This window comes from Shewanella acanthi (genome assembly GCF_019457475.1).
Taxonomy (GTDB): domain Bacteria; phylum Pseudomonadota; class Gammaproteobacteria; order Enterobacterales; family Shewanellaceae; genus Shewanella; species Shewanella acanthi.
Genome location: NZ_CP080413.1, coordinates 1,144,056 through 1,169,612 on the forward strand (window position 1 = coordinate 1,144,056; position 25,557 = coordinate 1,169,612).

26 protein-coding genes are annotated in these 25,557 nt (G+C 45.9%); 13 read left to right on the plus strand and 13 right to left on the minus strand.

Features of this window, described 5'->3' with window-relative positions:
- Positions 1 to 14 precede the first annotated feature (14 nt).
- The 3 genes from tpx to K0H61_RS05160 form a co-directional block, all read right to left on the minus strand.
- Positions 15 to 605 (minus strand): thiol peroxidase, encoded by a 591-nt coding sequence (gene tpx, locus K0H61_RS05150; protein ID WP_220051668.1) that lies wholly within the window; start codon positions 603 to 605, stop codon positions 15 to 17.
- A gap of 118 nt (positions 606 to 723) precedes the next feature.
- On the minus strand, positions 724 to 1,551 hold the full coding sequence (locus K0H61_RS05155) for a mechanosensitive ion channel family protein (RefSeq protein ID WP_220051669.1): 828 nt from the start codon (positions 1,549 to 1,551) through the stop codon (positions 724 to 726).
- A gap of 30 nt (positions 1,552 to 1,581) precedes the next feature.
- Positions 1,582 to 2,229, minus strand: a complete 648-nt coding sequence (locus K0H61_RS05160) for an OmpA family protein (RefSeq protein WP_220051670.1) — start codon at positions 2,227 to 2,229, stop codon at positions 1,582 to 1,584.
- 393 nt (positions 2,230 to 2,622) lie between these two features.
- Here K0H61_RS05160 and ltaE point away from each other — a divergent pair, with 393 nt between their 5' ends.
- Both ltaE and K0H61_RS05170 read left to right on the plus strand, forming a co-directional pair.
- A complete protein-coding gene (ltaE, locus tag K0H61_RS05165; protein WP_220051671.1) occupies positions 2,623 to 3,636 on the plus strand; it encodes a low-specificity L-threonine aldolase in 1,014 nt (337 codons plus the stop codon).
- A 250-nt stretch (positions 3,637 to 3,886) separates the two neighbouring features.
- Positions 3,887 to 5,356 (plus strand): HDOD domain-containing protein, encoded by a 1,470-nt coding sequence (locus K0H61_RS05170; protein WP_220051672.1) that lies wholly within the window; start codon positions 3,887 to 3,889, stop codon positions 5,354 to 5,356.
- A 1-nt stretch (position 5,357) separates the two neighbouring features.
- Here K0H61_RS05170 and K0H61_RS05175 read toward each other — a convergent pair whose 3' ends face one another.
- From K0H61_RS05175 to K0H61_RS05200, 6 genes are all read right to left on the minus strand, one after another.
- Positions 5,358 to 5,816 (minus strand): nuclear transport factor 2 family protein, encoded by a 459-nt coding sequence (locus K0H61_RS05175; RefSeq protein WP_434086613.1) that lies wholly within the window; start codon positions 5,814 to 5,816, stop codon positions 5,358 to 5,360.
- Between the two features lie 185 nt (positions 5,817 to 6,001).
- Entirely contained in the window at positions 6,002 to 6,826 is an 825-nt protein-coding gene (locus K0H61_RS05180; RefSeq protein ID WP_220051674.1) for a M90 family metallopeptidase, read from the minus strand.
- 85 nt (positions 6,827 to 6,911) lie between these two features.
- Positions 6,912 to 8,657 carry a GGDEF domain-containing protein gene (locus K0H61_RS05185; protein WP_220051675.1) on the minus strand — a complete coding sequence of 582 codons (1,746 nt, stop codon included), beginning with the start codon at positions 8,655 to 8,657 and terminating at the stop codon, positions 6,912 to 6,914.
- Positions 8,654 to 10,102, minus strand: coding sequence for an ABC transporter substrate-binding protein (locus K0H61_RS05190; protein WP_258406011.1), 1,449 nt, complete (start codon positions 10,100 to 10,102; stop codon positions 8,654 to 8,656). Before K0H61_RS05190 ends, K0H61_RS05185 begins: the two co-directional genes overlap by 4 nt.
- 190 nt (positions 10,103 to 10,292) lie before the next feature.
- Complete coding sequence (locus tag K0H61_RS05195) at positions 10,293 to 10,721, minus strand: CopG family transcriptional regulator (RefSeq protein ID WP_220051677.1); 429 nt, start codon at positions 10,719 to 10,721, stop codon at positions 10,293 to 10,295.
- Positions 10,681 to 11,463: an AAA family ATPase gene (locus K0H61_RS05200; RefSeq protein ID WP_220051678.1), complete on the minus strand. Its 783-nt coding sequence runs from the start codon at positions 11,461 to 11,463 to the stop codon at positions 10,681 to 10,683. The genes K0H61_RS05195 and K0H61_RS05200 overlap by 41 nt, the downstream gene beginning before the upstream one ends.
- Before the next feature lie 530 nt (positions 11,464 to 11,993).
- On the opposite strand from K0H61_RS05200, the gene K0H61_RS05205 reads away from it, so the two are divergent.
- The 5 genes from K0H61_RS05205 (at position 11,994) to K0H61_RS05225 (ending at position 14,501) form a co-directional block, all read left to right on the plus strand.
- Complete coding sequence (locus tag K0H61_RS05205; RefSeq protein ID WP_220051679.1) at positions 11,994 to 12,470, plus strand: N-acetyltransferase; 477 nt, start codon at positions 11,994 to 11,996, stop codon at positions 12,468 to 12,470.
- Positions 12,471 to 12,593: 123 nt separating this feature from the next.
- On the plus strand, positions 12,594 to 12,803 hold the full coding sequence (locus K0H61_RS05210; RefSeq protein WP_220051680.1) for a DUF3820 family protein: 210 nt from the start codon (positions 12,594 to 12,596) through the stop codon (positions 12,801 to 12,803).
- Positions 12,804 to 12,929: 126 nt separating this feature from the next.
- The gene (locus K0H61_RS05215) at positions 12,930 to 13,232 is read left to right on the plus strand and encodes an NrfJ (RefSeq protein ID WP_220051681.1); all 303 of its coding nucleotides are present in this window, start codon (positions 12,930 to 12,932) and stop codon (positions 13,230 to 13,232) included.
- 168 nt (positions 13,233 to 13,400) lie between these two features.
- On the plus strand, positions 13,401 to 13,910 hold the full coding sequence (locus K0H61_RS05220) for a GNAT family N-acetyltransferase (protein ID WP_220051682.1): 510 nt from the start codon (positions 13,401 to 13,403) through the stop codon (positions 13,908 to 13,910).
- A 63-nt stretch (positions 13,911 to 13,973) separates the two neighbouring features.
- Positions 13,974 to 14,501 carry a GNAT family N-acetyltransferase gene (locus K0H61_RS05225; RefSeq protein ID WP_220051683.1) on the plus strand — a complete coding sequence of 176 codons (528 nt, stop codon included), beginning with the start codon at positions 13,974 to 13,976 and terminating at the stop codon, positions 14,499 to 14,501.
- 96 nt (positions 14,502 to 14,597) lie between these two features.
- On the opposite strand, the gene K0H61_RS05230 is transcribed toward K0H61_RS05225, so the two are convergent.
- Together K0H61_RS05230 and K0H61_RS05235 are read right to left on the minus strand one after the other, a co-directional pair.
- Positions 14,598 to 15,290, minus strand: a complete 693-nt coding sequence (locus K0H61_RS05230) for a pirin family protein (RefSeq protein WP_220051684.1) — start codon at positions 15,288 to 15,290, stop codon at positions 14,598 to 14,600.
- Between the two features lie 9 nt (positions 15,291 to 15,299).
- On the minus strand, positions 15,300 to 15,746 hold the full coding sequence (locus tag K0H61_RS05235) for a DoxX family protein (RefSeq protein ID WP_220051685.1): 447 nt from the start codon (positions 15,744 to 15,746) through the stop codon (positions 15,300 to 15,302).
- A gap of 162 nt (positions 15,747 to 15,908) precedes the next feature.
- Here K0H61_RS05235 and K0H61_RS05240 point away from each other — a divergent pair, with 162 nt between their 5' ends.
- Entirely contained in the window at positions 15,909 to 16,802 is an 894-nt protein-coding gene (locus K0H61_RS05240; RefSeq protein ID WP_220051686.1) for a LysR family transcriptional regulator, read from the plus strand.
- Positions 16,803 to 16,813: 11 nt separating this feature from the next.
- Here the strand turns inward: K0H61_RS05240 and K0H61_RS05245 are convergent, their stop codons facing one another.
- The gene (locus K0H61_RS05245) at positions 16,814 to 18,565 is read right to left on the minus strand and encodes a bifunctional metallophosphatase/5'-nucleotidase (protein ID WP_220051687.1); all 1,752 of its coding nucleotides are present in this window, start codon (positions 18,563 to 18,565) and stop codon (positions 16,814 to 16,816) included.
- Between the two features lie 109 nt (positions 18,566 to 18,674).
- The gene (locus K0H61_RS05250; protein WP_220052484.1) at positions 18,675 to 19,766 is read right to left on the minus strand and encodes a CNNM domain-containing protein; all 1,092 of its coding nucleotides are present in this window, start codon (positions 19,764 to 19,766) and stop codon (positions 18,675 to 18,677) included.
- 144 nt (positions 19,767 to 19,910) lie between these two features.
- Between K0H61_RS05250 and rlmN the strand changes: the two genes are divergently transcribed.
- The 5 genes from rlmN (at position 19,911) to hisS (ending at position 25,547) form a co-directional block, all read left to right on the plus strand.
- Positions 19,911 to 21,032 carry a dual-specificity RNA methyltransferase RlmN gene (gene rlmN, locus K0H61_RS05255; protein WP_220051688.1) on the plus strand — a complete coding sequence of 374 codons (1,122 nt, stop codon included), beginning with the start codon at positions 19,911 to 19,913 and terminating at the stop codon, positions 21,030 to 21,032.
- 32 nt (positions 21,033 to 21,064) lie between these two features.
- The gene (pilW, locus tag K0H61_RS05260) at positions 21,065 to 21,853 is read left to right on the plus strand and encodes a type IV pilus biogenesis/stability protein PilW (RefSeq protein ID WP_220051689.1); all 789 of its coding nucleotides are present in this window, start codon (positions 21,065 to 21,067) and stop codon (positions 21,851 to 21,853) included.
- The gene (locus tag K0H61_RS05265) at positions 21,850 to 22,971 is read left to right on the plus strand and encodes a RodZ domain-containing protein (protein ID WP_220051690.1); all 1,122 of its coding nucleotides are present in this window, start codon (positions 21,850 to 21,852) and stop codon (positions 22,969 to 22,971) included. Before pilW ends, K0H61_RS05265 begins: the two co-directional genes overlap by 4 nt.
- Positions 22,972 to 23,019: 48 nt before the next feature.
- Positions 23,020 to 24,135 carry a flavodoxin-dependent (E)-4-hydroxy-3-methylbut-2-enyl-diphosphate synthase gene (ispG, locus tag K0H61_RS05270; protein ID WP_220051691.1) on the plus strand — a complete coding sequence of 372 codons (1,116 nt, stop codon included), beginning with the start codon at positions 23,020 to 23,022 and terminating at the stop codon, positions 24,133 to 24,135.
- Between the two features lie 137 nt (positions 24,136 to 24,272).
- Entirely contained in the window at positions 24,273 to 25,547 is a 1,275-nt protein-coding gene (gene hisS, locus K0H61_RS05275) for a histidine--tRNA ligase (RefSeq protein ID WP_220051692.1), read from the plus strand.
- Positions 25,548 to 25,557 lie beyond the last annotated feature (10 nt).

Consider the following 25,557-nt stretch of genomic DNA (forward strand, 5'->3'; position numbering starts at 1 on the left):
CAAAGTTGAACTATTCACTGCGCCTGAATGTTTTTTAAGGCCTCAAGGGCTGCATCGTAATTGGGGTGCTGAGTAATATTGGGCACTAGCTCTTGGTACTTGAGCTTACCTTGCTTATCGATGATAAAAATTGCGCGGGCTAAAATGCCAAAATCTTGAATTACTAAGCCATATTGCTCACCGAAATCACGCCACACCGAGTCTGAAAGTACTTTAATCTTGTCGACATTTTCAACTTTACAGAAGCGTTTTTGGGCAAAAGGCAGGTCGGCACTGATAGTCAGCATGACCACGTCATCCGGAAAATGACTAACTTCACTATTAAAGCGTTTGGTTTGTAGTGCGCATACGCCCGTATCTAAACTCGGCACCGCACTGATGAGAATCGTTTTTCCCTTAAAATCACTTAAATTTACAGGGGTAAACTTGTCATCGACAACTTTGAATCCGGGTGCTGTTTGATTGAGTTCAGGTAATTGCCCCACAAGTGTAACTGTTTTTTCCCCCATTTTAACTTGGGTACTGTCTGAGGCGAGGGCGTTTTGGCTGACAAGAGTGAGGCCGTAGAGGCAGCCTGCTGTAAGAATCGACATGTACTTTTTCATTGTATCCTCTGTATTTACCATTTTTAGTACGTATCCAGTGCTTTTAAAGGTACTTCAATATTCCACCATTCTCCACAAAAAAGGCCGGTATTTACCGGCCTTAAAAGATAAGCGTTGTTTATTTACTCTCAGGTAACTGCTTAACGTGAATATCCATTTGCGGGAATGGAATTTCAATATGTGCAGCATCGAGTGCGATTTTGATTTGTTCTAATATCTCAAATCTAGCTGGCCAGTAATCGCCATTTTTTACCCAAGGACGAACTACAAAGTTAATCGAAGAATCCGCTAGCTCCGAAAGGCCAATAGTATAACCAGGATCTTTTAAGACTAAAGCGTGGTTATCTAAAACCTCCGCCAGCACCTTTTTGGTGAGAGCGATATCTGCTGTGTAAGAAACACCAATCACTAAATCGATTCGACGATTAGCACTCGTTGAATAATTGGTAATAGTGCCGTTCATGATGGCTGAGTTTGGTGCAACGATAATTTTATTATCGCCTGTGCGCAGTTTTGTTGAAAAAATAGTGATTTCATCAACAGTCCCGACAACACCCGCCGCTTCAATAAAATCCCCCACGCGACATGGGCGGAATAGCACCATTAGTACGCCGGAGGCGAAGTTAGATAGAGAGCCCTGTAATGCTAAGCCTACCGCTAAACCTGCAGCACCAAGCACAGCGACTAATGAGGCTGTTTGAATACCGATTTGTCCTAAGGTGGCGATTACCGTGAAAACAAACACGACAGCCCAAGCGAGGTTTGACACAAAGGAGACCACAGTTGGGTCGACTTTACGACTAGTTAAAAGCTTTTGCACTAATCTCTGTGCAACGCCAGAAAAGTATTTACCGATGAAGAAAATAAGGATCGCAAATAGGATCTTCAATCCATAGGTCATGATTAAATCTGGGGCCTGTTCTAATAAACCTTCTAGGTTTTCCATTTAATAACTCCCTTAAAAAACAACTTACAACTACTTATTGTTGACGAAAAATTCTACTCGTCGGTTTAACCTGCGCCCTTCGCGGGAATGATTATCCGCAACGGGTTCAGAAATACCTTTACCGATAACGGTAAAGCGATTTGGATTGAAGCCATAATCTTCAACCAAAATACGTTGCACATTTAACGCGCGTTTTAGTGATAACTCATAATTGTACTGGGGTGTACCAACAATATCTGTATGTCCAATGATGTTGATATTGACCCTCGGATTCGCCTCTAAGAAGGCTTTTACCTGCTTAATTGTTGGCATTTGGAATAAATCCACTACAGCAACATCAAATTCAAAATACACTATGAGCTTTGAAATATCATGACAAAGTTCGGGAGAATAATTGGGAGCATTAATATCGCATTGAGTCGATTCGGCCTGAGTTACAGTACTATTTAGATCCACTTCATCGCCATTGGAAGCATTTTCTTGGGCCGTTACGGCGTTGGCATCGAGACAGCCATTTGCCATGACAACAGTATTTAATGGCGTACCAGGACAGGCATCCTTTAGATCAGGTACGCCATCATGATCGGTATCCTGCCATGCAAAGCTTGGGGGAATAAGGCATAAACTGAGCATCAATACTGCGAGTTTAACCCAATATATTACGGCGCTGTTAGCCATAAATCACCTTATAAATTCTGGGTGTTAGTGAAAATCACTGGGATTTTAATGTGGTTTAGCATGGTATCGCGTTGCGCATTCTAACGATTAATGCCTATGCCGCCAAGTTTTGCCCAATGATGCTTCATTGCAACTTAGGTTGTGATTAGGAGAGAAGCAAATATTTGGCCATAGTTACGTATTCTCGATACCAAGATGTGGGATTGTTCCCACACGTTAACCCTATAGTTTAGGCGAATGTCACTGAATGCTTTATGTATGCCGTGAAAACTATACAAATTTTCCCTTTGGATATAGAGTCGCGTAAGCGCAGGCTCGGGCGCAACGCGTCTTCAAGTATAAAAATGAGCAAGTAGTGAGTTAAGCAATAGTTAGCTGATAAAAGAGGGCATAATGATAGATTTACGTAGTGATACCGTTACCCAACCTACACCCGCAATGCGCCTTGCCATGTCGAGGGCGGAAGTGGGGGATGATGTCTATGGTGATGACCCTACAGTAAACAGCCTGCAGGAGATGGCCGCTGAAATGTTTGGTTTCGAGAGCGCTCTTTTTACCGCGTCAGGCACACAGGCCAATTTACTGGCATTAATGGCGCACTGTGACCGCGGAGATGAATATCTGTGTGGGCAACAGGCCCACAACTATAAGTTCGAAGGTGGCGGCGCTGCAGTATTAGGGAGTATTCAGCCGCAACCTCTTACCAACCAAGCGGATGGCACTATCGCGTTAACGGATATTGCTGCAGCGATTAAGCCCGATGACATTCATTTTGCGCGTACCCGTTTATTGAGCCTTGAAAACACCATTGGTGGCAAAGTATTGCCACAGGCTTATCTTGCAGACGCCCAATCACTGGCATTTAATCGCAACCTTAAAATCCACCTAGATGGCGCCCGTGTTGCCAATGCTGCTGTTGCCCTTGGCATTAATATCAGCGACATCACCGCCCATTTTGATTCGGTCTCTATCTGTTTATCCAAAGGCCTCTGTGCGCCCGTTGGCTCGTTATTGCTCGGTGATGAACGATTAATTAATAAGGCCATTCGTTGGCGTAAGATGCTGGGTGGTGGCATGCGTCAGGCGGGGATTTTAGCCGCTGCGGGCAAATTGGCCTTGACTGAGCAGGTACAGCGATTAGGTGAAGATCATGACAATGCAGCCTATTTTGCAAGTAAACTCAGTGAATTTTCCGAGTTTGAAATTGATTTGGCCGCAGTGCAAACCAATATGGTGTTTGCCAATTTAGCAGTCCATATTGATGCCCATGCGCTAGCTAAACGTTGCCGTGAAGCGGGGATTATTATCAGTCCTGGGCAATCAATGCGATTTGTTACCCATAAAGATGTGAGCCGTCAGGATCTCGATAAGGTGATATCAGTGTTTAAATTACACTTCAAAGCGTAAGACGTGTTGCATTAGCGCTAAGAAGTGGAGTTAGAACCTCCTTTTTGTGTTCGCATTAAAAACTCAAGCAACTGTTAACTAGCGAATTTCAAATATTATTAAGCGCTCATCCATAGATTGAGCGCTTTTTATTTGGGATGTATGATTTTGTTTAAACGGCAAGCTGAATTGTTATCTTTGCCAGTAGGCGAAACAATTTTTCCCTATCTATACTAAGCACAACAAAATCCACTTATTGGGGTACAGTTGCTTGAAACCTAACAATAATACTAATAAGGGTGTCGAATATTGGACGAATAGGATCAGCGATCTGGAAATGCCAGCGTTATGCTCCACCGTCCAAGCACTGGAAAAGCTAGCAAAAGATGATGTTTCTTCCCTTTCCCTGTTAGGCCGCAGTGTCATGCATGACAATGCCTTAACCTCCCGTATCCTTCGTGTTGCCAATAGTGCTATTTACCATAAGGGAACAAGCCAGATTTCAACGGTCAGCCGTGCTGCTATCGTCCTCGGATTTGATGCGGTACGAAATATTTGTATTACGGCTCAGTTGCTCTCAAGTTTGCTAGAGAGTAAAAACCTTGCTCCTTCGGTATACGAACGCTTAATTCGGCTTATGGCGAAAGGATTTCAGGCTGCAATGTTAGCTCGGATGATGCTAAGTCAATATGATGAAGAGGTACAAGAGGAGGCATTTATCGCTTCGCTTTTATATCGTATCGGTGAGAGTGCGTTTTGGAGTATTGGTGGAGAGTTTACCGAAACCCTTGATGAATTATTGAAGGAATGTAAGAACCCCACGGAAGAGCGAAGCATGATCCGTGAGAATTTGGGTGCTTCTTTTCCCCAATTGACGCAAAGTATTGCCCGCCATTGGAATCTTGGTGAATTGCTTATTCAAGCGGTTAATCATCCCGATGACCAAAGACCTGAAATCCGCTCAATATTCCTGGCCGATAAGCTTTGCGATCTTCTTTCCCAGAAAGTTATTGATAAGGATGAGTTGGAAAAACGTCTCACTCAGGCTGCGCATTTTACCGGATTGGATGTGGATGAATTTACCCTAAGAATGCAGCGCTGTGCTCAAGCGACCCATAAACTTGCCGATGCCTACGGCGCTAAAGTGTTATTGGATTATTTACCCGACCCTAGGCGTATTAATCAAATAACAGAAGAGGCCTTAGTGGTTGAGCCGCCATTATATATTCCTAATTTAAACATTCAATTAGCTAAATTACGGGAATTGACCGCCTTTGTGATTAACAAGACTGAATTTAACCGAATTATGCAAATTGTACTGGAGGGCATTTTGGAGGGCGTTGGGGTTGACCGCTGCGGCGTGTTGTTGCTTTCCCCAAGCCGAAAGCAGTTACAGCCGCGAATTATGCTCGGTAGGGACGCCGACGAAATGAAGCATGGATTTATTATCGACCTGAGTGATAAGAAGGGATTATTTCGTCTTGCAATGGAACATAAAGAGTCGCTGTGGATTGATAATCCCAATGCGCTGAAATGGCGCGAACAATGCCAGGAATTACCGGCGCAGCACCTGGCAAAATTGGGATTTTTAGTCGCTCCCCTATTGGTCGATGGCAAGGTTATCGGTTTTTACTATGCCGATAGGGGACCGTCACAGCGGGTCTTTATGGAGGAGGATTTTCAGGCATTTAACCACTTTGTCCAACTGGCTAATGTCTGTTTTACCGTATCCCTTAAATAAGCTATTTAGCAGCACCGGCAGATTTAATTTCTTGGGTGATTTGTTTAGCAATGCCATTAGGAATGGGAAAACTTAAATGATACTGAGCAATTTTCCATTCGCCTTCGGTTTTGATTAAGGTGCCGGTGCCACGACTCATGCCGTAACTTGGACTGTTGAGCAGCTCATCAAACAAAATCACATCACCATGTTGGATTAAATGGCGCTCGGTTAAATCGTATCGCCATCCCTTTGTAGGACGTGAGTAGCGCTCAAACTCTGCCATTCCCCAGCGCTCAGTCGCATCGGTACCAATAAAAATGCCATCTTTGCGATAGAGCGCAAAATACTTGTCCCAATCCGCTGAGCTGGAATATTGGTTTAGTGCATCGAGCACTTTTGCCGCGGCTTGCTCATCCTGATTGTGTTTAATTTGAGTGCTAGCTCCAGTATCACTGGCTTGAACCCATTGCGAAGTCATACCCAAAAGCGCCACCCCGACAAATAAATGCGGGATTAACCCCTTTGCAAAATTCCGCTTTAATATTTGCACCGATGGACTTAATAGTAAGTGATTCAAGCTTGTTGATTTCAAAGTCGTTGTCTCCTTGCTCATAACTGTCATTGGATTGTTATCCTAACTCGATTTTGACGTTTAAATACAGCCTACTGCCAGTTCATGGGGTCGAGCTGATAGAAATGTCTTAATTCCTTGTATAGCGCGGGATATTGCCGATTCAAGGCATTAGGTTGTGCGAAAAATGTCTCAGTCACCACGGCAAAAAACTCGGCGGGATTCGTCGCCCCATAGGAGTCAAAAATGCGACTTTCGCCCTGTGAAGTCGCCGATATTAACTCTTGATATGCTTGACTAAAAGCCTGAGACCAAGCGAGATAATCTTGGCTGTGTGCCAAGATGGGCGTGCCGTTGGCAATACCGTCCTCTTGGTCGAGCTGGTGGGCAAATTCATGAATGACCACATTATTGCCACCATGGGGATTGGCAGCGCCTTCTAGGGTATTTTTCCAAGACAGTAAAACCTGCCCCTGTTCCCAGGACTCGCCCGCTAACAGTTTACGTTCATGCGAGACTAATCCAGCACCATCTTGTTGCTCGCGTTCAACAAAAAATGCATCTGGGTAAACAAGGATTTGTCTAAGATTCGGGTAAAAATCTGTTTTTCGATTGAGTAATAACAGACAAGCTTGAGCGGCAATGGTCACTCTGATTTCATCGTTAATCTTTAAGTTATCACAGCCGATGAACAACTTTTCATCCAAAAATACTTGAATGTGGCGTTTGAGCTGTAGCTGTAAATCCCAGGGCAGGGTATGAAAGTAGGGCAATCTGCGCTTGAGAATGTTGCGCCAGCTTTTGGGAAAGGGTTTGGCCATGACGCGTTGGCGCCTGAGGGTTTTACGCCATCGGCTCGAAAGCAGCCAGGTAATAGCACCGAGACTAATCATGAGCATTAACAAAATGGCGAGCATACTTGCTCCTATCGAAAGGATCCTATCATGCTAATGGGGACAGAGACTCAATTACTCAATCCTCGTGGCAATAAAATGGCTGTTTTTAATCGAGCCTAGATATCGATTCAGGGGAATGGATAAATACCTCAGTTCGATTTCTGCCATACTGTTTGGCTCGGTATAGCGCTGCATCGGCTTGTTCCACAAGCTGATTTGCGTCGAGGGACTCAGACGGTTGCCAGCACGCCACTCCAAGACTGATAGTGACAATGCCGTTATGGTCAGAGCATTTATGCGGGATGGCTAATCCAATGATGGTTTCGCGAAGATGCTCAGCCATTTTATAGGCATATTCAACATGGCTTGAGGGAAGGATAAGCATAAATTCTTCGCCGCCATATCGGGCAACAACATCCGTTGGTCGTTGTAGCATCGCTTTGGTGGCCTGTACGATTTGTTTAAGGCATTGATCTCCAATTACATGGCCGTATTCATCATTAAACTGTTTAAAGTAATCGATATCGAACATCACGATACTGAGGGGCATATTGTGATCGATGGCATAGGCCATTTCCTTTTGAATTTGAGTATCTAAATAGCGGCGGTTATAACAGCCAGTTAAGCCGTCGGTCTCTGACATGGCTTTGACTTGGGCGGCATAGATTTTCAGTGTTTCGAGGGAATTCACCATTTGCTGCAGCTCGAGGTTATCGGTCACCGGCATTTGGGTATCAAGCTTCTCATTGGCGATAGCATTCATCGCATCGCGGGTTGCCATAACAGGTTGAATGATTCCTTTAGCGATAAAATGCCAGCTCGCAAGCCAGATAAAAAAGCAATACAGGATACCGCCACAAAAAATGAGCACCACAAAAGAGGTACTGTCATTTTTTAAGTGGGCTCCGGAAGTGAGTATGTCGGATTGGATTTGGCTGACAAGCCCGCCTGTAAAAGAAATAATTTCCTGCGCTGCTTGGGCTTGATTGGCAAAATGGCTACTGGCTATTTGAGTACTTTTAATGGCATTGCGGGTTAATTCGAATAGATTACCTTCTCCCACCATATTTTGTTTGATTTGGGATAACCCCACTGCGTAGAGCTCGCTTTCATTATCTAAGGATGCTGATATTTCCCCAAGCTGAATGAGTAAACGCATACCTTCTCGTTGGAGCTGATTTAATTCTCTAATATCGTTGGTACTTTTTACTTTCTCAAGCAAGGTGAACAGATGTTCCCCTTGATGCAGGTATTCAGTGAGTCGCTGATCTTCCTGTAAATTATTGGAGAGAGATTTTAAGTTTTGGGTTTTAATTAAAGTATTGTAATCATTATGAATTCCATGAATTTGGGTTTGCACTTGTTCGGTGAATGTTAACGCCATACCGGTGAGATTCACTTGAATCTCCAAAGCTTGGATTTTGGCTCGTAATGCTGTGTCAGTGAGGGTATCTAATAAGGGGAGTTGTTGTTTGTAGTAAATTTGAGTTTCCATCGCATTGTTAAGTGCTTTGTTAATCTCAGGGGACTTCTCAATCCGAATAAGGGTTTTGGTATCTTGGGACAATAACTCCCATTGAGAGGCTAAATCCTCAAGCAAACTGAGTCGCTGTTCTTCGGTGTCATAGTGGTTTAATGCGGTGGTGATAATCTGTAGTCGTTCGCTGTTTTTAGCCAATTGAAGGGCTGTCATGACCTTGACCACATCTTGGTTCACCAGTTGTTCTATTTCGGAGCGAATTTGTTGGGATAGTAAGATGGCAATTATTCCGTTAAGTAATGCCATGCCCAAAATGATCAGGAAGGCAAAGGTGATCTTTTGTTTTAGGCTTGTGAGTCGTTTTGGATTCATTGGCGATTGATCTTATCCAGTGCTGGAATTTCTCCAAATGTATTTTGTAAATACTTAATTTTGGCGCTTAAATCGATAAAAATTTCTGCGCTGTCGGTATTCGACTGACTGGCGGCATAACAGGCTTTGGTGAGTTCAGGATAAATTAGCCCCATGGTAGTGGTGGTAAAGTGTCCGACTTCTAGCACTTTGTCAGACCAATATAAATTGGCTACATGGCTGGCTTCAAAGGCACCTGCGACATTTCGGTTATTTTCCCCCTTGAATTCTGCTGCGGTTACTACATCCATTCGGCAAGGATTGCCACCACCAAGAGCATAGGCATACTGGGCTTCATAGCTGCCCATATACTTGAGCAGCCAATAGGCAGCTTGGGGATTTTTACTGTCGTAACTCACGGCAAAGGCATAGGCACCATTATAGGGGTGGGCACCTGGCACTTGTGCGACACCAAGGCGAGCGCCAGGAATATTGTTTTCGACCTTAAAGGATGCCGACCAGAGATTGTTATAGGCAAAGGGCCAAATTGCAGCTTGCCCAGTTGCAATGGCATTGGCCGCTTCGTTAAAGGCAAATTGCTCATCCCCAGGGACGGCGTAGCGGAGTAGTTTTCGATAGATATCCGCGGCTTTCAGGGCTTCTTGATTAACCAGCGGAACCTCGAAGTGGGTTAGTTGTTTTTGCTCATTGTAGACGGGCCATAACCAAGCGCCGCCTAAGCTCCAGATGATGCTTGAGAACTCATCATTGATATGGGGTTTGTTACCTGACATTAAGGCTAGGCCATAAAAGTCATGGGTTAAGGGTTTATCGGCGAGTAGGTCACCTTTTTTGCGGGTGAAAAACATGGCTTGATCGAGAAGTTCATCGGTATTCAAGGCGGGTTTTAGGGCATAGCCAAAGCGTTTCTTAAAATCGGATTGCTCGGTTTTATTTTCGAACAAATCCGCTCGATAATGGCTACCCATCACATAGTTATTGTAAGGGATGGCGTGGGGTTCCCCATGATAGGAGAGAATATTGAGCAGCGAGGGATAATAGGGTTTGAGGTAGCTTTCTAAGGCTTTCTTGCCTTCTGTGTCATAGAGCTTTGCAAGCTCGACTAAGGGCACCGTATATCCATTTGACGCCCAATCTTTCGCCCAGCCCGCCTCCATGCTTAACAGATCATATTTGCCCTTACCTTCTAATAGCGCTTGGGTCTGCAGCGTATACATTGTTTCTAATTTAGTGCTGATGACATTTACTTGAACACCGGTTTTGGCGGTAAATTGGGGTAACATGTTTTGTTTAAGGTGTTCTGTCCAAAAACCTTCTTCGGCCACTAAAGTAATAGGTGTGGTATTAGATAGCGGAGGAATTTGTGCTAGCGAAAATTCAGCCTTGGCCGTGTGCTGCAGGCTTAAAACAATAAAGGTCAACAGAACTCTAATGACGGTTACCAAGACTTGCCCCTTAAACATCCTATTGTATCTGTCCATTGCGAGCGTTGGTGGACGCGGTTATTACCGTACATTAAGGATAGGCGGGTTGGCCAATTTGACTTGGTTTTTATAGGGTTTTTAAGTAAAAAAAACCGGATGACCTAATTTAAATAGGTCACCGGAAAAGGAGTGGGGGGAGATGAAGTGGGATTTACGCGTTTTTAATTTGCTGTTCTCGCATCTGCCTTAAGGCGGTAGGCAATGCATAATGTTGTTCGATCAAGAAACGGATCAACTTAGATTTCGATATTTCACTCTCTTGGGAGAGCAAGGCCAAATGGCTGATTGCCACTTCGCTTAACGAGAAGGTCGCTTTACGAAAATGGGGACGTTCAACATCGGTGCCCGCTACAAGTGCCATCGTTTGAGGTCTGTGTAGGGTGACAACATTGGATGAATCAATCGTCACTTCAAACTCACCGCTTGTCCAATCGTCATCGGCATAGGGAGCTGCGGTACTTGGCATACGGGTTTCACCCATTGCATATAAAGTTGCCGCATCAATAAACTCATCGAGGGTGAGTGCCTGAGCGCTTCCCCTAGATGGCATAACGTTTTTCTTGAGGTCGCTGAGTCCCATATTGTCCTCTCAGTTGATTTGGCTGAGGTTGATTTATCTGTGCTCTGTGTGCAACGTTAGCGGCTACAGGACGCATCAGATTCACTATTGCGGCGGCATTTTCCACTTGGAACATCTCGCATGCGATAGCGCGAATTTCTGCAGCGGCTTTACCCTTAGGTTCGATTTCAATGACAGATAAACCTGACTCTTCACTGTCATCGTAGATATTACGGCTATAGGTAATAGCATCTAGCACATTGATATCATAGGTCTTACAAACCTCTTTAGCCTCAAGGATTCGATTGGCTTGGTTTGGCAAGTTAGGGCATTGGGTGATAACAAAAGAAGCGTGTAATTTGGGGTTAATCATCTTACAGGTCGCCACGATATCATCCATATGACTCACGGTTTTCAAATCACGACGTTTAGGTCTTAGTGGCATCAAAATATGGGAGGCCACCGACATAGTCGCCCGTAGCGCTAAGTTATCTTGGCCGCCACAGTCGACTAATACAAAATCATAATGTTGTTCTAAGCTAAGGAGATCATTACGGATTTTTCCATAAAGCTGCACACAATTAATACTTGGCAGTTTGGGATTATTATTTCTAGCTTGGATCCAATCAGATGTAGTGCGCTGCGGATCGCAATCCACCATAATGACAGAGGCACCACATTCTTTGGTTAGAAATACTGCGATATTTTGAGCAAGACAGCTTTTGCCGCTCCCGCCTTTTTCTCCGCCGATCAACACTATCATGATGTATTCCTCAATGCTTAGAGTGACATTTGCACGGTGCAGTTTACAAGTTTGTTTGCAACCGTACTTTGTTCTTATTACTGAATGTAAACTCTGTGTTAATTAAGGTCAATTAGCTGATTTTTGACGTTTTTTTTAAATTTGTCTTGCGCTGGTAAATTGGCAAAATGTTCTCGTGTGTCATTATTTTGACTAAGCATTTTCGGGTGGAATTTAAAGGGTTTACTTAAATTAACTTGTTGATTTTTAATGTATGTTAATTTTTTTACGATAAGGTGACACAAATACACACCATATTTCAAAAAAACGTGGTTTCGTATTATCTATTTATATATAGCCAAAACATAATATTTTAATAATTTATATTCCAAAATATTATTTATTTTGAGCGCCTATTTTAAGTTTGGTACAGCTCTGTGTAAGCATCTGCTCGAAACTTATGTCATCAAATTGCCAACTTCCTCGGCTAGGATCCTGAAGACCAGCTCTAATCACTATGATTTTTCGAGTATTTCTTTTGGGATGCCATTATGGATATGAAAATGCCGACACCAATCGAATTTGAATTAATTGAAACTGCGCCATTATTTCATGAATTGCTAAATCTAAGGGTTGAAGCTGGCCGTCACTCGATTGGGGTTGAGCATGAAGTTGAACATCAGCAAAGCCCTTTTTGGATTTGTATTCGTATGAAAGCGCTGGCGACAATCGATGCTACGCCTTCTTTGGTCAATTCATCGATGATTGTGGCAACAGCCTGTGTAGTTAAAGTCACCGCATGTCATTATGCTATCGAGGATTTTTTAACCCTGCCAGCATATCGGCATTTAGGATTAGCCAATATTCTATTAGGGCGGATGATGGACTTTATTGAGATGAATTGTCAGGTAGGTGACACCGTTAGCATTAGCGCTCTTGGAGAAGATGAGCTGCTGTGTGCAGAATATGGATTTGTACGTTCCCACTGCGCTTCCTTTGGGCCAAATTTGCTTAAACGGGTTGAGTAATATCCTCGGGCGTAGTCCAGACAAATGCTCTGTGGTTAATCTATGGTCAGTCCAACCCTTTGTTGCGGGTCATTTGATTGTGAATGGGATAGCATTAGCTTAAGAATTCCTAAGGACTCAGTTATGGACCAGCAACAATTAGTCGAAGCAGTGAATCAAATCATGCCCTTTGGTAAATATGCTGGGCGGCGTTTACTCGAGTTACCCGAGCCTTATCTTGTATGGTTTCATCAGCAAGGGTTCCCTAAGGGAAAACTCGGTGAGCAATTAGCGCTTATCTATGAGGTGAAACTTAACGGTTTGGAAGGGATGTTAAAACCCCTATTGAAATGAGTTCCCTAACCTGAGATAAAAATAATGCTTTTGCGATAAGTGTTGTATTTCGTGATAGAGATTAGCGATTTATTGTTTTTAGCGTGTTTTAATGCGGCATATTAGCAAATCAGAAGGAACACTGGCATGAAGGCAAAATTAGTGAAATTAGCAGCGGTAGCAACCTTAGCACTTGGTATGTCGAGCGCTTGGGCGCAGGGTGTAGCCCATGAGGGGACGGTTGTCGACACCATGAATAGTGGTGGCTATACCTATGTTGAAATTAAAGAAGCGGACACTACATTCTGGGCAGCAGGTCCTCAAACTGAGCTAAAAAAGGGCGATAAAGTGGCTGTGGTTGAACAAATGTGGATGAATCAGTTCACCAGCAAAACCTTGAACCGCACCTTCGACAAACTATTGTTTGTGGGCCAAATTGAAAAGAAATAATGAGTTTTTAAGGTCTTAGCATATTTCCTAAGCCTTCATCTCCTTAAAATAGCCTCGACTAAGCTCGGGGCTATTTGTTATCTGGTAGGCTCAGTTAACAATCCACTACCTATCTCAGTGATTTCACGGCAATATAACCGCTTATGAACTTAAGGATTGGATAAGAGTTTGTTAGCGCATTCAAAGATCTCGATAGCGCCCTATCAGCACCAATATGCTCGAGAGATTAGTGATTTGTACCATATTAGTGTGCAGCACATTAACCATGAGCGTTATAGCGAGTCGCAGCTCAATGCTTGGTCGCGTTCACCACGTTCAGCTAAGCATTGGGATTTACGCCTTAAACGCTCGAAGGCGTGGGTACTTTTGCTGACCGATGAAATAAGCCATAAAAACCGTTGTATTGGCTTTATTAATGTCGAAACCGTTTTCCAGCGCCGTGGCTACATAGACAGTCTGTACATTCATCCCGATTGGCAACGACAGGGATGGGGTGAGCAACTATATCGGCAGTTAGAGTTATGGGCAAAAGTGCAGGGCTATCAGCGTTTAATGACTGATGCCTCTTATCTATCTAAGGGATTGTTTATTAAGATGGGGTTTACTCAGGCTCAACGCAGCTACCAGCAAAAATCGGGTCAGGTGCTAGCAAGTTTTTATATGATTAAAAATTTGTAATCGAGTAGGAGTATACTCCCAGTAACGGCAATGGGCTGCGATTAACCGAAGGAGTGGACGCCAATGCAAGTACGTTTATTTTCGCCCCAAGATGTGAGTCAGGTGGCCGCGGTATTCGATGCCAGTGTGATGGGATCGCAGGAATACTATTCGCTCACCGAGCGTTTGGCATGGGTTCAACACAAGGGGGGAGCCCGTAGCGAAGCCTATTGGCTGGCCAAACTCGAAGACACCACCACTTTCGTTGCAGAGGCTGATGGTAAGCTGGTGGGCTTTATCAATCTAAGACTATGCCCAGAGCATGAATTTGACTGCTTAGTCGGTGAGGTGGACTGTTTGTTTGTGCACCCAGACTACAGCCGCGCCGGTGTGGCGACTCAGCTCTATTTAGCCTTACTCGAGGCGGCTAAAAATCGTAGCGTGAAACGCTTGACGGTTGAAGCCTCCTATCAAGCACGGCCATTTTTTGAAAAGCAAGGTTTTAACTTGCTGCGTCGTAATGAACTGCGGCGCTATATTACCCCTGAGGATAAGATGCAGGATAAGGCGCAGGTGCTAGTGAACTTTAGTTTAATGCTGTCCCTTACCTAAGTTTTGAAACTTAAGTTGATTAAAGTTGTTAGCATAACGCCATACAAAAACCGCCTATTCTATGGGCGGTTTTTTTATGGGCTCAACAGACTGCAATCACGCTAAATCGAACACTAGGGCGCAGACTTTACCCTGTCTTGCGTTAAATATCAGGATCTTCTCTTCTGTGATATGGGCGCCATCTCCCGCAGTTAAGTCCATGTCATTCACATTTAACCTGCCTTCAATCACCTGAACATAGGTATTACGACTTGGCACTTGGGTTAACACTGTTTGCTCCTCTGCGTCCAGTAATAAGCGATACAGGGTCGCATCCTGCTGCACTTTTAAGGTGCCATTCTCGCCAGTCGGGGTGACAACTGCCGTTAGCGGTGATGTTTGTTCAAAGGCCTTTTGCTGATAGCCCGCCTCTATGCCTAAGGTATCCGGTTGGATCCAAATCTGCAGAAAGTGCAGCCCCTCAGTGTTGGATGCGTTGAACTCACTGTGGTAAATCCCTTTACCGGCTGACATCAACTGAAACTCACCTGCGGGCAAAGTTGTTACATTGCCGAAACTGTCCTTATGGGTGATGGTGCCAGAGATCACATAGCTAATTATCTCCATATCCCTGTGACCGTGGGTATCAAAACCCGCGCCGGGGGCGACCCTGTCATCGTTGATAACCCTAAGTGAGGATACGCCCATATGTTTCGGATCGTAGTAGCTCGCAAAAGAGAAGCTATGTTGACTCTTTAACCAGCCAAAGTCGGCCTGACCTCGGTCTTCTGCCTTACGAATGCGGATCATTTTTGCCTCCTACTTATCTAAACGACGAGCAATAATATTATCTACCGCCAGTCGGCCAGCACCCGAGAACACCAGTGATGCGGTTGCTGCTAACAGCGCCAGACCAAATTCATAACCATTGTTGCTTAGGAATAGGCCATTACCTATGTGAACCGACAGAATCGCGATCACCATGGTAAAGGACAACACTACACTACTGAGGCGAGTCAATAAACCGATGATAAGTAATAGCCCACCGAAGAACTCGCTCGAACCCGCCATCAGAGCCATCAAATATCCAGGGGTTAAGCCGATTGATGCCATCCACTGTCCTGTGCCTTCTAGGCCGTAACCTCCAAACCAGCCAAACAGTTTTTGTGAGCCGTGGGCCATCAGGATAATCCCTATGGGCAGGCGCAGCAGTAAAGGTGCAAAGCTAGGGGCTGATGTTAAGGTTTTTGCAATAAGTGCTTTCATGGGATGTTCCTTCTTTCAAATCTTTTAACAGAGTGAGTTGACCTTTTTTGGAGGATGCCTTGTTGCTGTTCTCCATTGATAATCAGCTTAGGCTTGATCTTATTGAAAGAAAATCGGAACATTTTCACATACTATTTCAAATTTTTTGAATAAGGGGCGATTATGTTGCCAGTGATCAGTCTTGATGGATTAATAGTGCTCGATGCGATTGATAAAAAAGGAAGTTTTTCGGCTGCGGCCGAATCTTTGTTTCGGGTGCCCTCGGCGCTGACTTATACGATTCATAAGTTAGAAAGCGATTTAGGGGTAAAATTATTTGAACGAAAGGGGCAGAGGGCGGAATTAACCAGTGTCGGTCAGTTGGTATTACGCCAAGGGCGGGAAATATTAGTTGCGGCGACTCGCCTTGAAGATGCCGTTAAACAACTCGAAACGGGTTGGGAGTCGACCCTGACCTTAGCTATTGATACCGTTGTGCCAAACCTGCCGCTACTAAAGCTGATTGGCGAGTTCACAGACCTTGGTAAACAGGTCAACATCAATGTTCGTGAGGAATCCCTTGGCGGTCCTTGGGATGCACTCTATTCGGGGCGGGCGGATATTGCGATTGGAGTGACGGGGGAGGTGCCAACGGGGCAATATCAAATTGCCGAAATCGGCACCCTCGAATTTGTGTTTGCTATCATGCCTGGGCATTCCCTCGCTCAGTTTCAACATCCAATCCCCAGCGAAGCGCTGCTGCAGTTCCCTTCCATTGTCGTGGCTGACAGCTCAACAGCCCTTGCCCAGCGCTCGAGCGGGTTATTCGATAGCCGGCAAATTATCCGCGTGCCCGATATGCAAACCAAGATTAAGGCGCAGCAGTTAGGCCTTGGGGTGGGCTATTTACCAAAACACTTGATTAGGGAGCAGTTGGTCAACGGGAGTTTAGTGGCCTGTGAAATGGAAATGCCAAGGCCTTCTCAAAGTTTGTTTATTGCCTGGCGTAAAGGGTGTCAGGGTAAGGCTCAAAGCTGGTTTACCGAGCGCTTACCTAAGTGTGATTGGCAGATTTAGCCGCAACTGGCTTAAATCGAGCGCTTAATATGGCTAGTGTAATGCACATGGGGCGAGAGCAAATCCGCTAAGTTTGGATTGGGCGCGCGGTTTAAAAAACGAATAAATGCCTGAGGCAGCGTCAGAGATTCCATGGACTCCTGCCAGCGGGCATTAAGCAGCGGATGATAACCTTCTTTTCCCGCAGCCGTGTAAGCGGTCGATACCCCAACATAAAGCGCATCGAGCTCCACCGGATACCACACCGATTTATCTTGCTGACACATCAGCTCGAGCTTAAACAGTCTTTCACCTAAGTCGCGGCGACCATCGTAAAAATACCTTAAACCGTAGGTGTAGGGGAAACTACCCGCGCCCGTACCCTGCACACTGTTATTGGTGGCAGCATTAATCGCCGACTCTAAGGCTTGGTAAAGAAACTGGCCTTCAATTTCATACTTAACCAGCGGCAGCTCAAAGGGGAGTAGTTGTCCCATCACATCGGCAAGGGTAAGCTGACCTTGAGCGACCGATTGCCTGACTCCGCCCGCATTATGCAGGGCGAAATGCACCCTTGGATCTTCAAGTTTGGCTTCTTGGAACATACTGCGGCTGACCCAAGGGGCGATTTCACTGCCGTGGGGTAGGGCCTTTGAGGGCAGGCGAGTATGAGTGAGATTTTTTGGCACCAGTGCCAGTACTTTGCTTTCCATCTCCGCAATGGCGGGGCGGTACTGGGTTAAAATGATGTCATTAATATTACTATCCGCCTCATCCCACAGAATGTGGGGATGCTGCAAGAGGCGCTCACGTACTGCTTGGTAATCGTGTTCGCTCACATTGTCATGTGAGCTCAACATAAACTGCGAGTCGAGCATAAAGTAATTGCCGCCAGAAAGCTGAATGGCGCGACCATCCTTATCGAATTCAATTTGCGAAAGGCCTAAGGTTTCGGCGTATTTACCCGCATGGACAATCGGTGTGCCATTAATGGTTTCACCATAGGGAATATTGTTTAAACCTAGCTCGCTAAAGTCACCCTGCAAGGTATGAGTATGGCCACCGACAATCAGACTAATACCAGATACTTTTTCTGCAAGGGTTCTGTCCTGATCTAAACCAAGGTGGCTCAGCACGATAATGTGCTTAATGCCGATACTGCGAAGGTGCTCGACTGTGCGCGCAGTGGTGGCAATAGCGTCGACAAAATGGGTGTCGGGATCGGGCCGTGCGATTTCCTTCATCTGATCGAGCGTAATACCGATAATCGCCATTTGCGTATCGTAGAAGGGCTTAAGTAAATAGCTCGCAAGCTGAGTCTCGCTATTAAAACTTAGGATATTATCAAGGCTTCTAAGATTGCCCGGCTTGTTCGTATCCTCTTGGCTGAGATCCATATTGCCCGCAAGCAGAGGAAAATCGATTTGCGCGGCAAATCTTGCAAGGCAAGCGTTTCCTTCGTCGATATCGTGGTTGCCAATCACCATAGCATCGGGGGCGAGTAAATTCAGTAAGTGTGCATTTGCCTTACCCTTAAAATGGCTGAAATACAAAGTGCCTTGGAAGCTATCGCCCCCATGTAAAAATAAGAAAGGGGTTTGCTCAAGTTTGGCCTGCTTACGTGCCTTCGCTAATTGAAATCCTATGCGGGCGTAGCCACCACTGTGGCTAGTAATATCGAAGGATTTATGCGCTATGTTGAGGCAGAATTGTACGCGGCTAGGCTCGAAATTCGAGTGCGTATCATTAACGTGGGCGAGCGTGAGTGTGTATCCCTTGGTCATAATCTACCTCTAATGCGGCGGGCGATTATAACCTTGCCACCTAAAACAAGAAAGGGAGCAAAGCCCCCCTTATTTCATTCTTAACTATCTTACGTAGCTGATTGACCGCTTATCCCGATTTGGACTCATCGTCTTCGGCGGCGGCTTCGAAGTCACCGTCATCGGAGAGGCGAATGCCTTTTTGTTTCATCCGTTTGGTCCAGAGTTTTCGCGCCAGCTGTTGCATATCGGTGGCAGGGTCGTTCACATCAACAATCTCAAGACCTAATAGCGACTCGATAATGTCCTCTTGGGTCACAATCCCTTGGCTACTGCCGTATTCATCCACCACCATGGCGATTTGAGTATTGCGTTTAATCATGCGCTCAAAGAGTGGCAAAATCTTAGCCGTTTCGGGTACCACAAACAGGCTTCGCTTGAGCTCGCCAATCGGCGCATTTGGAGTGTAACGCTCGGCGAGTAAAACATCGGTGCGGGTGACGTAGCCAATAATGTCATCGTGATCCTTGTCGAATACCGGAATTCGGCTAAAGGGTTTGTCACGGTAAAGTTTTACGAACTCAGTTTGCTCTAACGAAACAGGCAGAGAAAACATCACAGTGCGGGGGGTCATAATGGCGGTTACCGGTACATCACGTGCGCTTAGCATTTGAGTCAGAATCTTTGATTCTTGTTCATCGAGCTCCCCGGACTCTTGGCCGATTTTGGCCATGGCGCTCATCTCTTGGCGGATATATTGCCCTTCTTCGCCTTTGCCTAATAAACGCGTAACTTGGAGTGACATCCAAATCAGCGGTTTTGTTACCCGCTTCATCCAAGTGATGGCGATTGATACACTCGGCGCCAGACGGCGCCAATTGTTGGCACCTACGGATTTAGGAATAATTTCGGAAAAGAATAAAATCAGGAAAGTTAATATACCGGAGAATACCCCCAACATTTCGTCCCCAAACACCTTGGCAGCTTGAGCCCCCGCAACCGCTGCACCTACTGTGTGTGCAATAGTGTTAAGGGTTAAAATAGCAACGAGCGGCGCTTCTACGTTTTCTTTGAGTTTGCGTAATCTAGCAGCAGCGGGCGCGTCGGATTGCTCGAGGGAGGCGATATAGCTTGGGGTGACAGAAAGCAGGACGGCTTCGAACACGCTGCAAAGAAAGGAAATTCCCACAGCGACAAGCACTATAATAATGAGGGTTAACATAAAGGTGGTATTACAACTCCATAATTTAGGCCACATTAGCCCGCGATGATTCTACCATAGGGCGTGTGGAGTTGCTGGCTAAAATTTATTTGCATCTGTATAATTCGCCGCCCTGTTGCAGGTTTTGGTGTTGAGGTTAGTCCCATGAGTGAAAAAAAGATCAATTTATTAGACCTTGATCGTAAGGCGATGCGTGCATTGTTTGCGGATCTTGGCGAGAAGCCTTTCCGTGCCGATCAACTGATGAAGTGGATCTATCATTTCGGTGTCAGTGACTTCGAAGAGATGACTAACATCAACAAAGTACTTCGCCAAAAATTGGCGGCGCGCTGTGAAATCGTGGCACCTGAAATTTCAAGCTTCCAAAAGTCTACCGACGGTACGATTAAATTCGCTATTAACGTGGGCGAAGGTCAGGAAGTAGAAACCGTTTATATTCCTGAAGATGACAGAGCCACTTTGTGCGTGTCATCGCAAGTGGGGTGTGCCCTCGAATGCACCTTCTGCTCTACGGCACAGCAGGGCTTTAACCGTAACCTGACCGTTTCTGAAATCGTGGGTCAAATTTGGCGCGTGTCTCACTTCTTAGGGTTTGCAAAAGAAACCGGTGAGCGTCCAATCACCAACGTGGTGATGATGGGCATGGGCGAGCCGCTGCTTAACCTCGCAAACGTTATCCCTGCCATGGACATCATGCTGGATGATTTCGGCTTTAGTTTATCAAAGCGCCGCGTGACCCTATCGACCTCTGGTGTTGTGCCAGCGTTGGATAAATTAGGTGATGCCCTCGATGTAGCACTTGCTGTGAGTATCCACGCCCCGAACGATGAGCTGCGCGACATTTTAGTGCCAGTGAACAAAAAATATCCGCTGCAGGAATTCCTAGCGGGTATCCGTCGTTATATTGCTAAATCTAACGCTAACCGTGGCCGTGTGACCGTTGAGTATGTAATGCTTGACCACATCAATGACAGCACAGAGCAAGCCCATGAATTAGCTCAATTAATGAAGGACACCCCTTGTAAGGTGAACCTGATTCCGTTCAACCCATACCCGGGCTCTCCCTACGGTCGTTCGTCGAATTCTCGCATTGATCGCTTCTCAAAGGTCTTGATGGAATATGGTTTAACTGTGATTGTGCGTAAGACGCGTGGTGATGATATTGATGCGGCCTGTGGTCAGTTAGCGGGTGATATTCGCGACAGAACTAAACGTTTAGCAAAAAAACGCATGCAAGAAAACCAGATTTCGGTCACAATGAATTAACTCTTTGTTTGCATAGATTTATAGGTTTACCCATGAAGCATGGATTGTCAGGGTTATCGTTAGCCATTGCACTGTCGTTATTCACAACAGGTTGTGTGACTGAGCGTACCTATTCTGGGACGGATGTGCCGGTATCTGAGCGCAAATTAGACAAAGTTGCTGCCGCGAGGGAACGTATGCAGCTCGGTTTAACCTATTTGAATCGGGGTAACACGGAACAAGCTAAATATAATCTCGATAGAGCAATTGAATATGCGCCTGAGCTTGAAGATGTGCACGTTGCCATGGCTTATTACTATCAAACCGTGGGCGATTTAGTCCGTACAGAACAGGCATATCAGAACGCTATTAATACCAAGGACGTCACGGGCGATTCTTTTAATAACTTCGGGGTGTTTTTGTGTCAGCAAAAACGATACGACAAAGCTGAAAAAATGTTTTTGGCTGCAATTGAAATGCCCAAATATACCCGTACAGCTTCTAGCTATGAAAACCTCGGGCTTTGCAGCCGAGAAGCGGGACAAAAACAAAAGGCACGACAGTATTTTCAGATGGCGCTAAAGTATGACCCGAGACGTTCGGTGTCATTGCTGGAGCTGGCTGAGCTTGACCTAAGCTTGAATGATTATCTCCAAGCGCGTAATCAACTAGCGCGTTATCACCAAGTGGCGGCTCAATCTCCAGAGAGTTTAGCGCTCGGAATCAAAATTGAGCAGGCGTTGAATGATGATGCAGCCGTTCAGAGATTTGGCATTATATTGATGGCCAAGTTTCCCTCATCGCTTCAAGCCAAGCAATATAGAGTTAATTTGAATCGATGAAAGATAATGAAATCAATGCGTCTGTTGATCTGCAAGCTAACGAAGAAGCTTCAGCTACAGCGTCTGATGTAACGCTTGGATCTTTACTTAAATCAGCCCGTGAGCAAATGGGTCTTAGCATTGCAGATACAGCAGTGAAGCTGCATTTGCGTCCTAGTATTGTGCAAAATCTCGAAGCCGATGACTTTTCCAATATCGCCTCTTCAACCTATGTGCGTGGATACGTTAAAAATTACGCCCGCATGCTCGGTATTGATAATGCCCAGATTGAAGCTTGTTTAGCGCGTCAAGTGCCTACAGTCACGCCACCTGCAATGCAAAGTTTTTCCCGCAAAACAACGCATCAAGCTCGAGATACCCGCCTAAAATGGTTGAGCTTTGTCATCGTAGCCGTGTTATTTGGCTCCTTTGTGGCGTGGTGGGTACAGCGTACCAATATGGTCGCCCATATCGATGTGTCTAAGCCCACAGCAGAAGAAGTCGCTGCGGCAAACCTAACCTTGCCCGGTGATGTGTTGCTGACGGAGACCGACGCAAGTGAGCGTTTAACCGATATCGCTGTGAATGGCTCGATGGCAACCGACGGTCCAGTGCAAGACACTGATCCTAGCACTATTGTTGCAACCGCGGAAAATGGTGCAGAAGGTGCAATGGATATACCGGGAAGTCCAATGGATGCTGAGAATCTGGATTCGACGAACGCTGCACAAATGCAGGGTCAAAATGGTGCTCAGGCTCAAGCGCAGACGGCTGCACAAGTGGTCACTCAAACGGTTAATCAGGCAGTAGCGAGTCAGCCGACTAGTACTGCTGAAGCTAACCAGCCAAGCACAGCGCAAACTGCTGCGACTGAAATTGCACCTATTGCGGGCCAATCAACTATCAATATTCAACTGAGCGGTGACTGCTGGATCAATATTCTCGATGCCAATGGCAAAGCGATTGTTGATGGCGTTCGCGGCGCGGGTGCCAATATTCAGGTTAGCGGCGTGCCACCCTTTAAAGTCATTCTCGGAGCACCAACCGTAGTTACGAGCTTTAGTGTGGATGGGCAAGCCATTAGCCTTGCAGAATATCCCAAAGGACGTGTTGCCCGTTTGACTATTCCAAAGGCTTAGGTCATAAAGACGCAAAACACAGTTGTACCGAAAAAGAGCGTATTGAGTATGTATAGCGAAACACCGATTAAACGTCGTCCTTCTACCCGTATTTATGTCGGTAATGTACCGATTGGTGATGGGGCGCCGATTGCCGTGCAATCGATGACTAATACAAAGACGACCGATGTCGAGGCGACTGTGGCTCAAATCCGCGCCTTGGAAAACGTTGGCGCCGATATTGTGCGTGTCTCCGTGCCCACCATGGATGCCGCCGAAGCCTTTAAGCAGATTAAACAGCAAGTTAGAGTACCTTTAGTCGCTGATATCCACTTCGATTACCGTATTGCCCTCAAAGTAGCCGAATATGGCGCAGATTGCCTGCGTATCAACCCGGGTAATATCGGTAACGAAGAGCGTATCCGCAGCGTGGTGGAATCTGCCCGTGATAGAAATATTCCTATCCGTATTGGTGTGAATGGCGGTTCATTAGAAAAAGACTTGATGGACAAATATAAAGAGCCCACGCCAGAGGCGCTGCTCGAATCAGCCATGCGCCATGTGGATATTCTGGACCGTCTCAACTTCGACCAATTTAAGGTCAGTGTGAAGGCATCCGACGTGTTCCTTGCGGTTGAGTCTTACCGTTTACTAGCCAAGCAAATTCGCCAACCTTTGCATTTAGGGATCACCGAAGCCGGAGGTGCCCGCGCCGGTGCGGTTAAATCTGCCGTGGGTTTAGGTATGCTACTTGCCGAAGGTATTGGTGATACCCTGCGTATTTCATTGGCGGCCGACCCTGTTGAAGAAATTAAAGTCGGATTTGATATTTTAAAATCCCTGCGTATCCGTAGCCGCGGCATTAACTTCATTGCCTGTCCTTCTTGCTCGCGCCAAGAGTTCGATGTAATTAGCACAGTGAATGAGCTTGAGCGACGCCTCGAAGATGTGACGACCGCGATGGATGTGTCGATTATCGGCTGTGTGGTGAATGGTCCAGGTGAAGCGTTAGTGTCGCACATTGGTCTCACCGGTGGGCATCGTAAAAGTGGTTACTATGATGAGGGGGAGCGCCAAAAAGAGCGCTTTGACAACGATAACCTCGTGGATTCCCTCGAAGCAAAAATTCGCGCCAAGGCCAGCCAAATGGCTAATCGTATTCAGGTAAAAGATACAACTGAGTAATTCATTCCATTGCAGTGAACACTCCCAAGGCTTGAGCTAGACCCCGAAAGCAAACGGGGTCATTTTACGTTTAGTATTGAAAAGCCTATAATGCCTGACATTTTTATTAATTAAGCGAAATCGGACGAGTCGATACAGTGGCAAAACAGATCCAAGCGATTCGCGGAATGAATGACATTCTGCCAACTCAAAGTCCTCTATGGCAAAAAGTGGAAGGCGTATTACGTTCAAGCGTAGCGGCTTACGGTTACAGTGAAATCCGCACCCCAATAGTGGAAAATACCGATCTTTTCAAACGCTCTATTGGTGAGGTCACTGATATCGTTGAAAAAGAAATGTATACCTTTGAGGATCGTAACGGTGACAGTTTAACCCTGCGTCCTGAAGGTACTGCCTCTACAGTCCGTGCTGGTAACGAACACGGCCTGTTGTATAACCAAGAACAACGCCTGTGGTACATGGGCCCAATGTTCCGCCATGAGCGCCCACAAAAAGGTCGCTATCGCCAGTTCCATCAATTTGGTGTTGAAGTGTATGGTATTGGTAGCGCCGATATTGACGCCGAAGTGTTGATGTTATCCGCCCGTCTGTGGGAAAAACTTGGCATTACTGAGCATGTGACACTAGAGCTAAACACCCTAGGCGATCCTGCTGAGCGCGCCGCGTACCGTGAAGCACTGATTGCGTTCCTTGAGCAGCATAAAGATAAGCTCGACGAAGACAGTCAACGCCGTATGTACAGCAATCCACTGCGTGTTCTGGACTCGAAAGATGCCAACGTGCAAGCCATTTTGGCGGATGCGCCCGCGCTGATGGATTACTTAGGCGAAGAATCTTCACAACATTTTGCACAATTACGTGAACTCCTTGACGCCGTTGGCATCCAATACCGAGTTAATCCGCGCTTAGTTCGTGGTTTAGATTACTACAATCGCACGGTTTTTGAATGGGTTACCAATAGCTTAGGCTCACAAGGCACAGTCCTTGCGGGCGGTCGCTACGATGGTTTAGTCGCTCAGCTTGGTGGTAAAGATACCCCTGCAGTTGGTTTTGCTATGGGGTTAGAGCGCATCGTTTTATTACTCGAAACCCTTGAATTGACCCAGGATATTCCTGCTGCTGTCGACGTTTATGTATCGGCGATGGGCGATAGCTGCCTAGTGGAAGCCATTAAGGTTGCCCAAGAGCTGCGCTCTGCATTACCGAACCTTCGTGTAATGAGCCACTGTGGTGGCGGTAATTTTAAGAAGCAAATGAAGCGTGCCGATAAAAGCGGCGCACAAGTGGCCTTACTCCTCGGCGAGGAAGAATTAGCCGAGGGTGTGGTTACCGTTAAATATTTACGCAATGACAACGAACAACAACGAGTGGCTCGAAATGCGTTAACGGCATTTTTAGCAGATCTCAACTAATTAAGAGGAC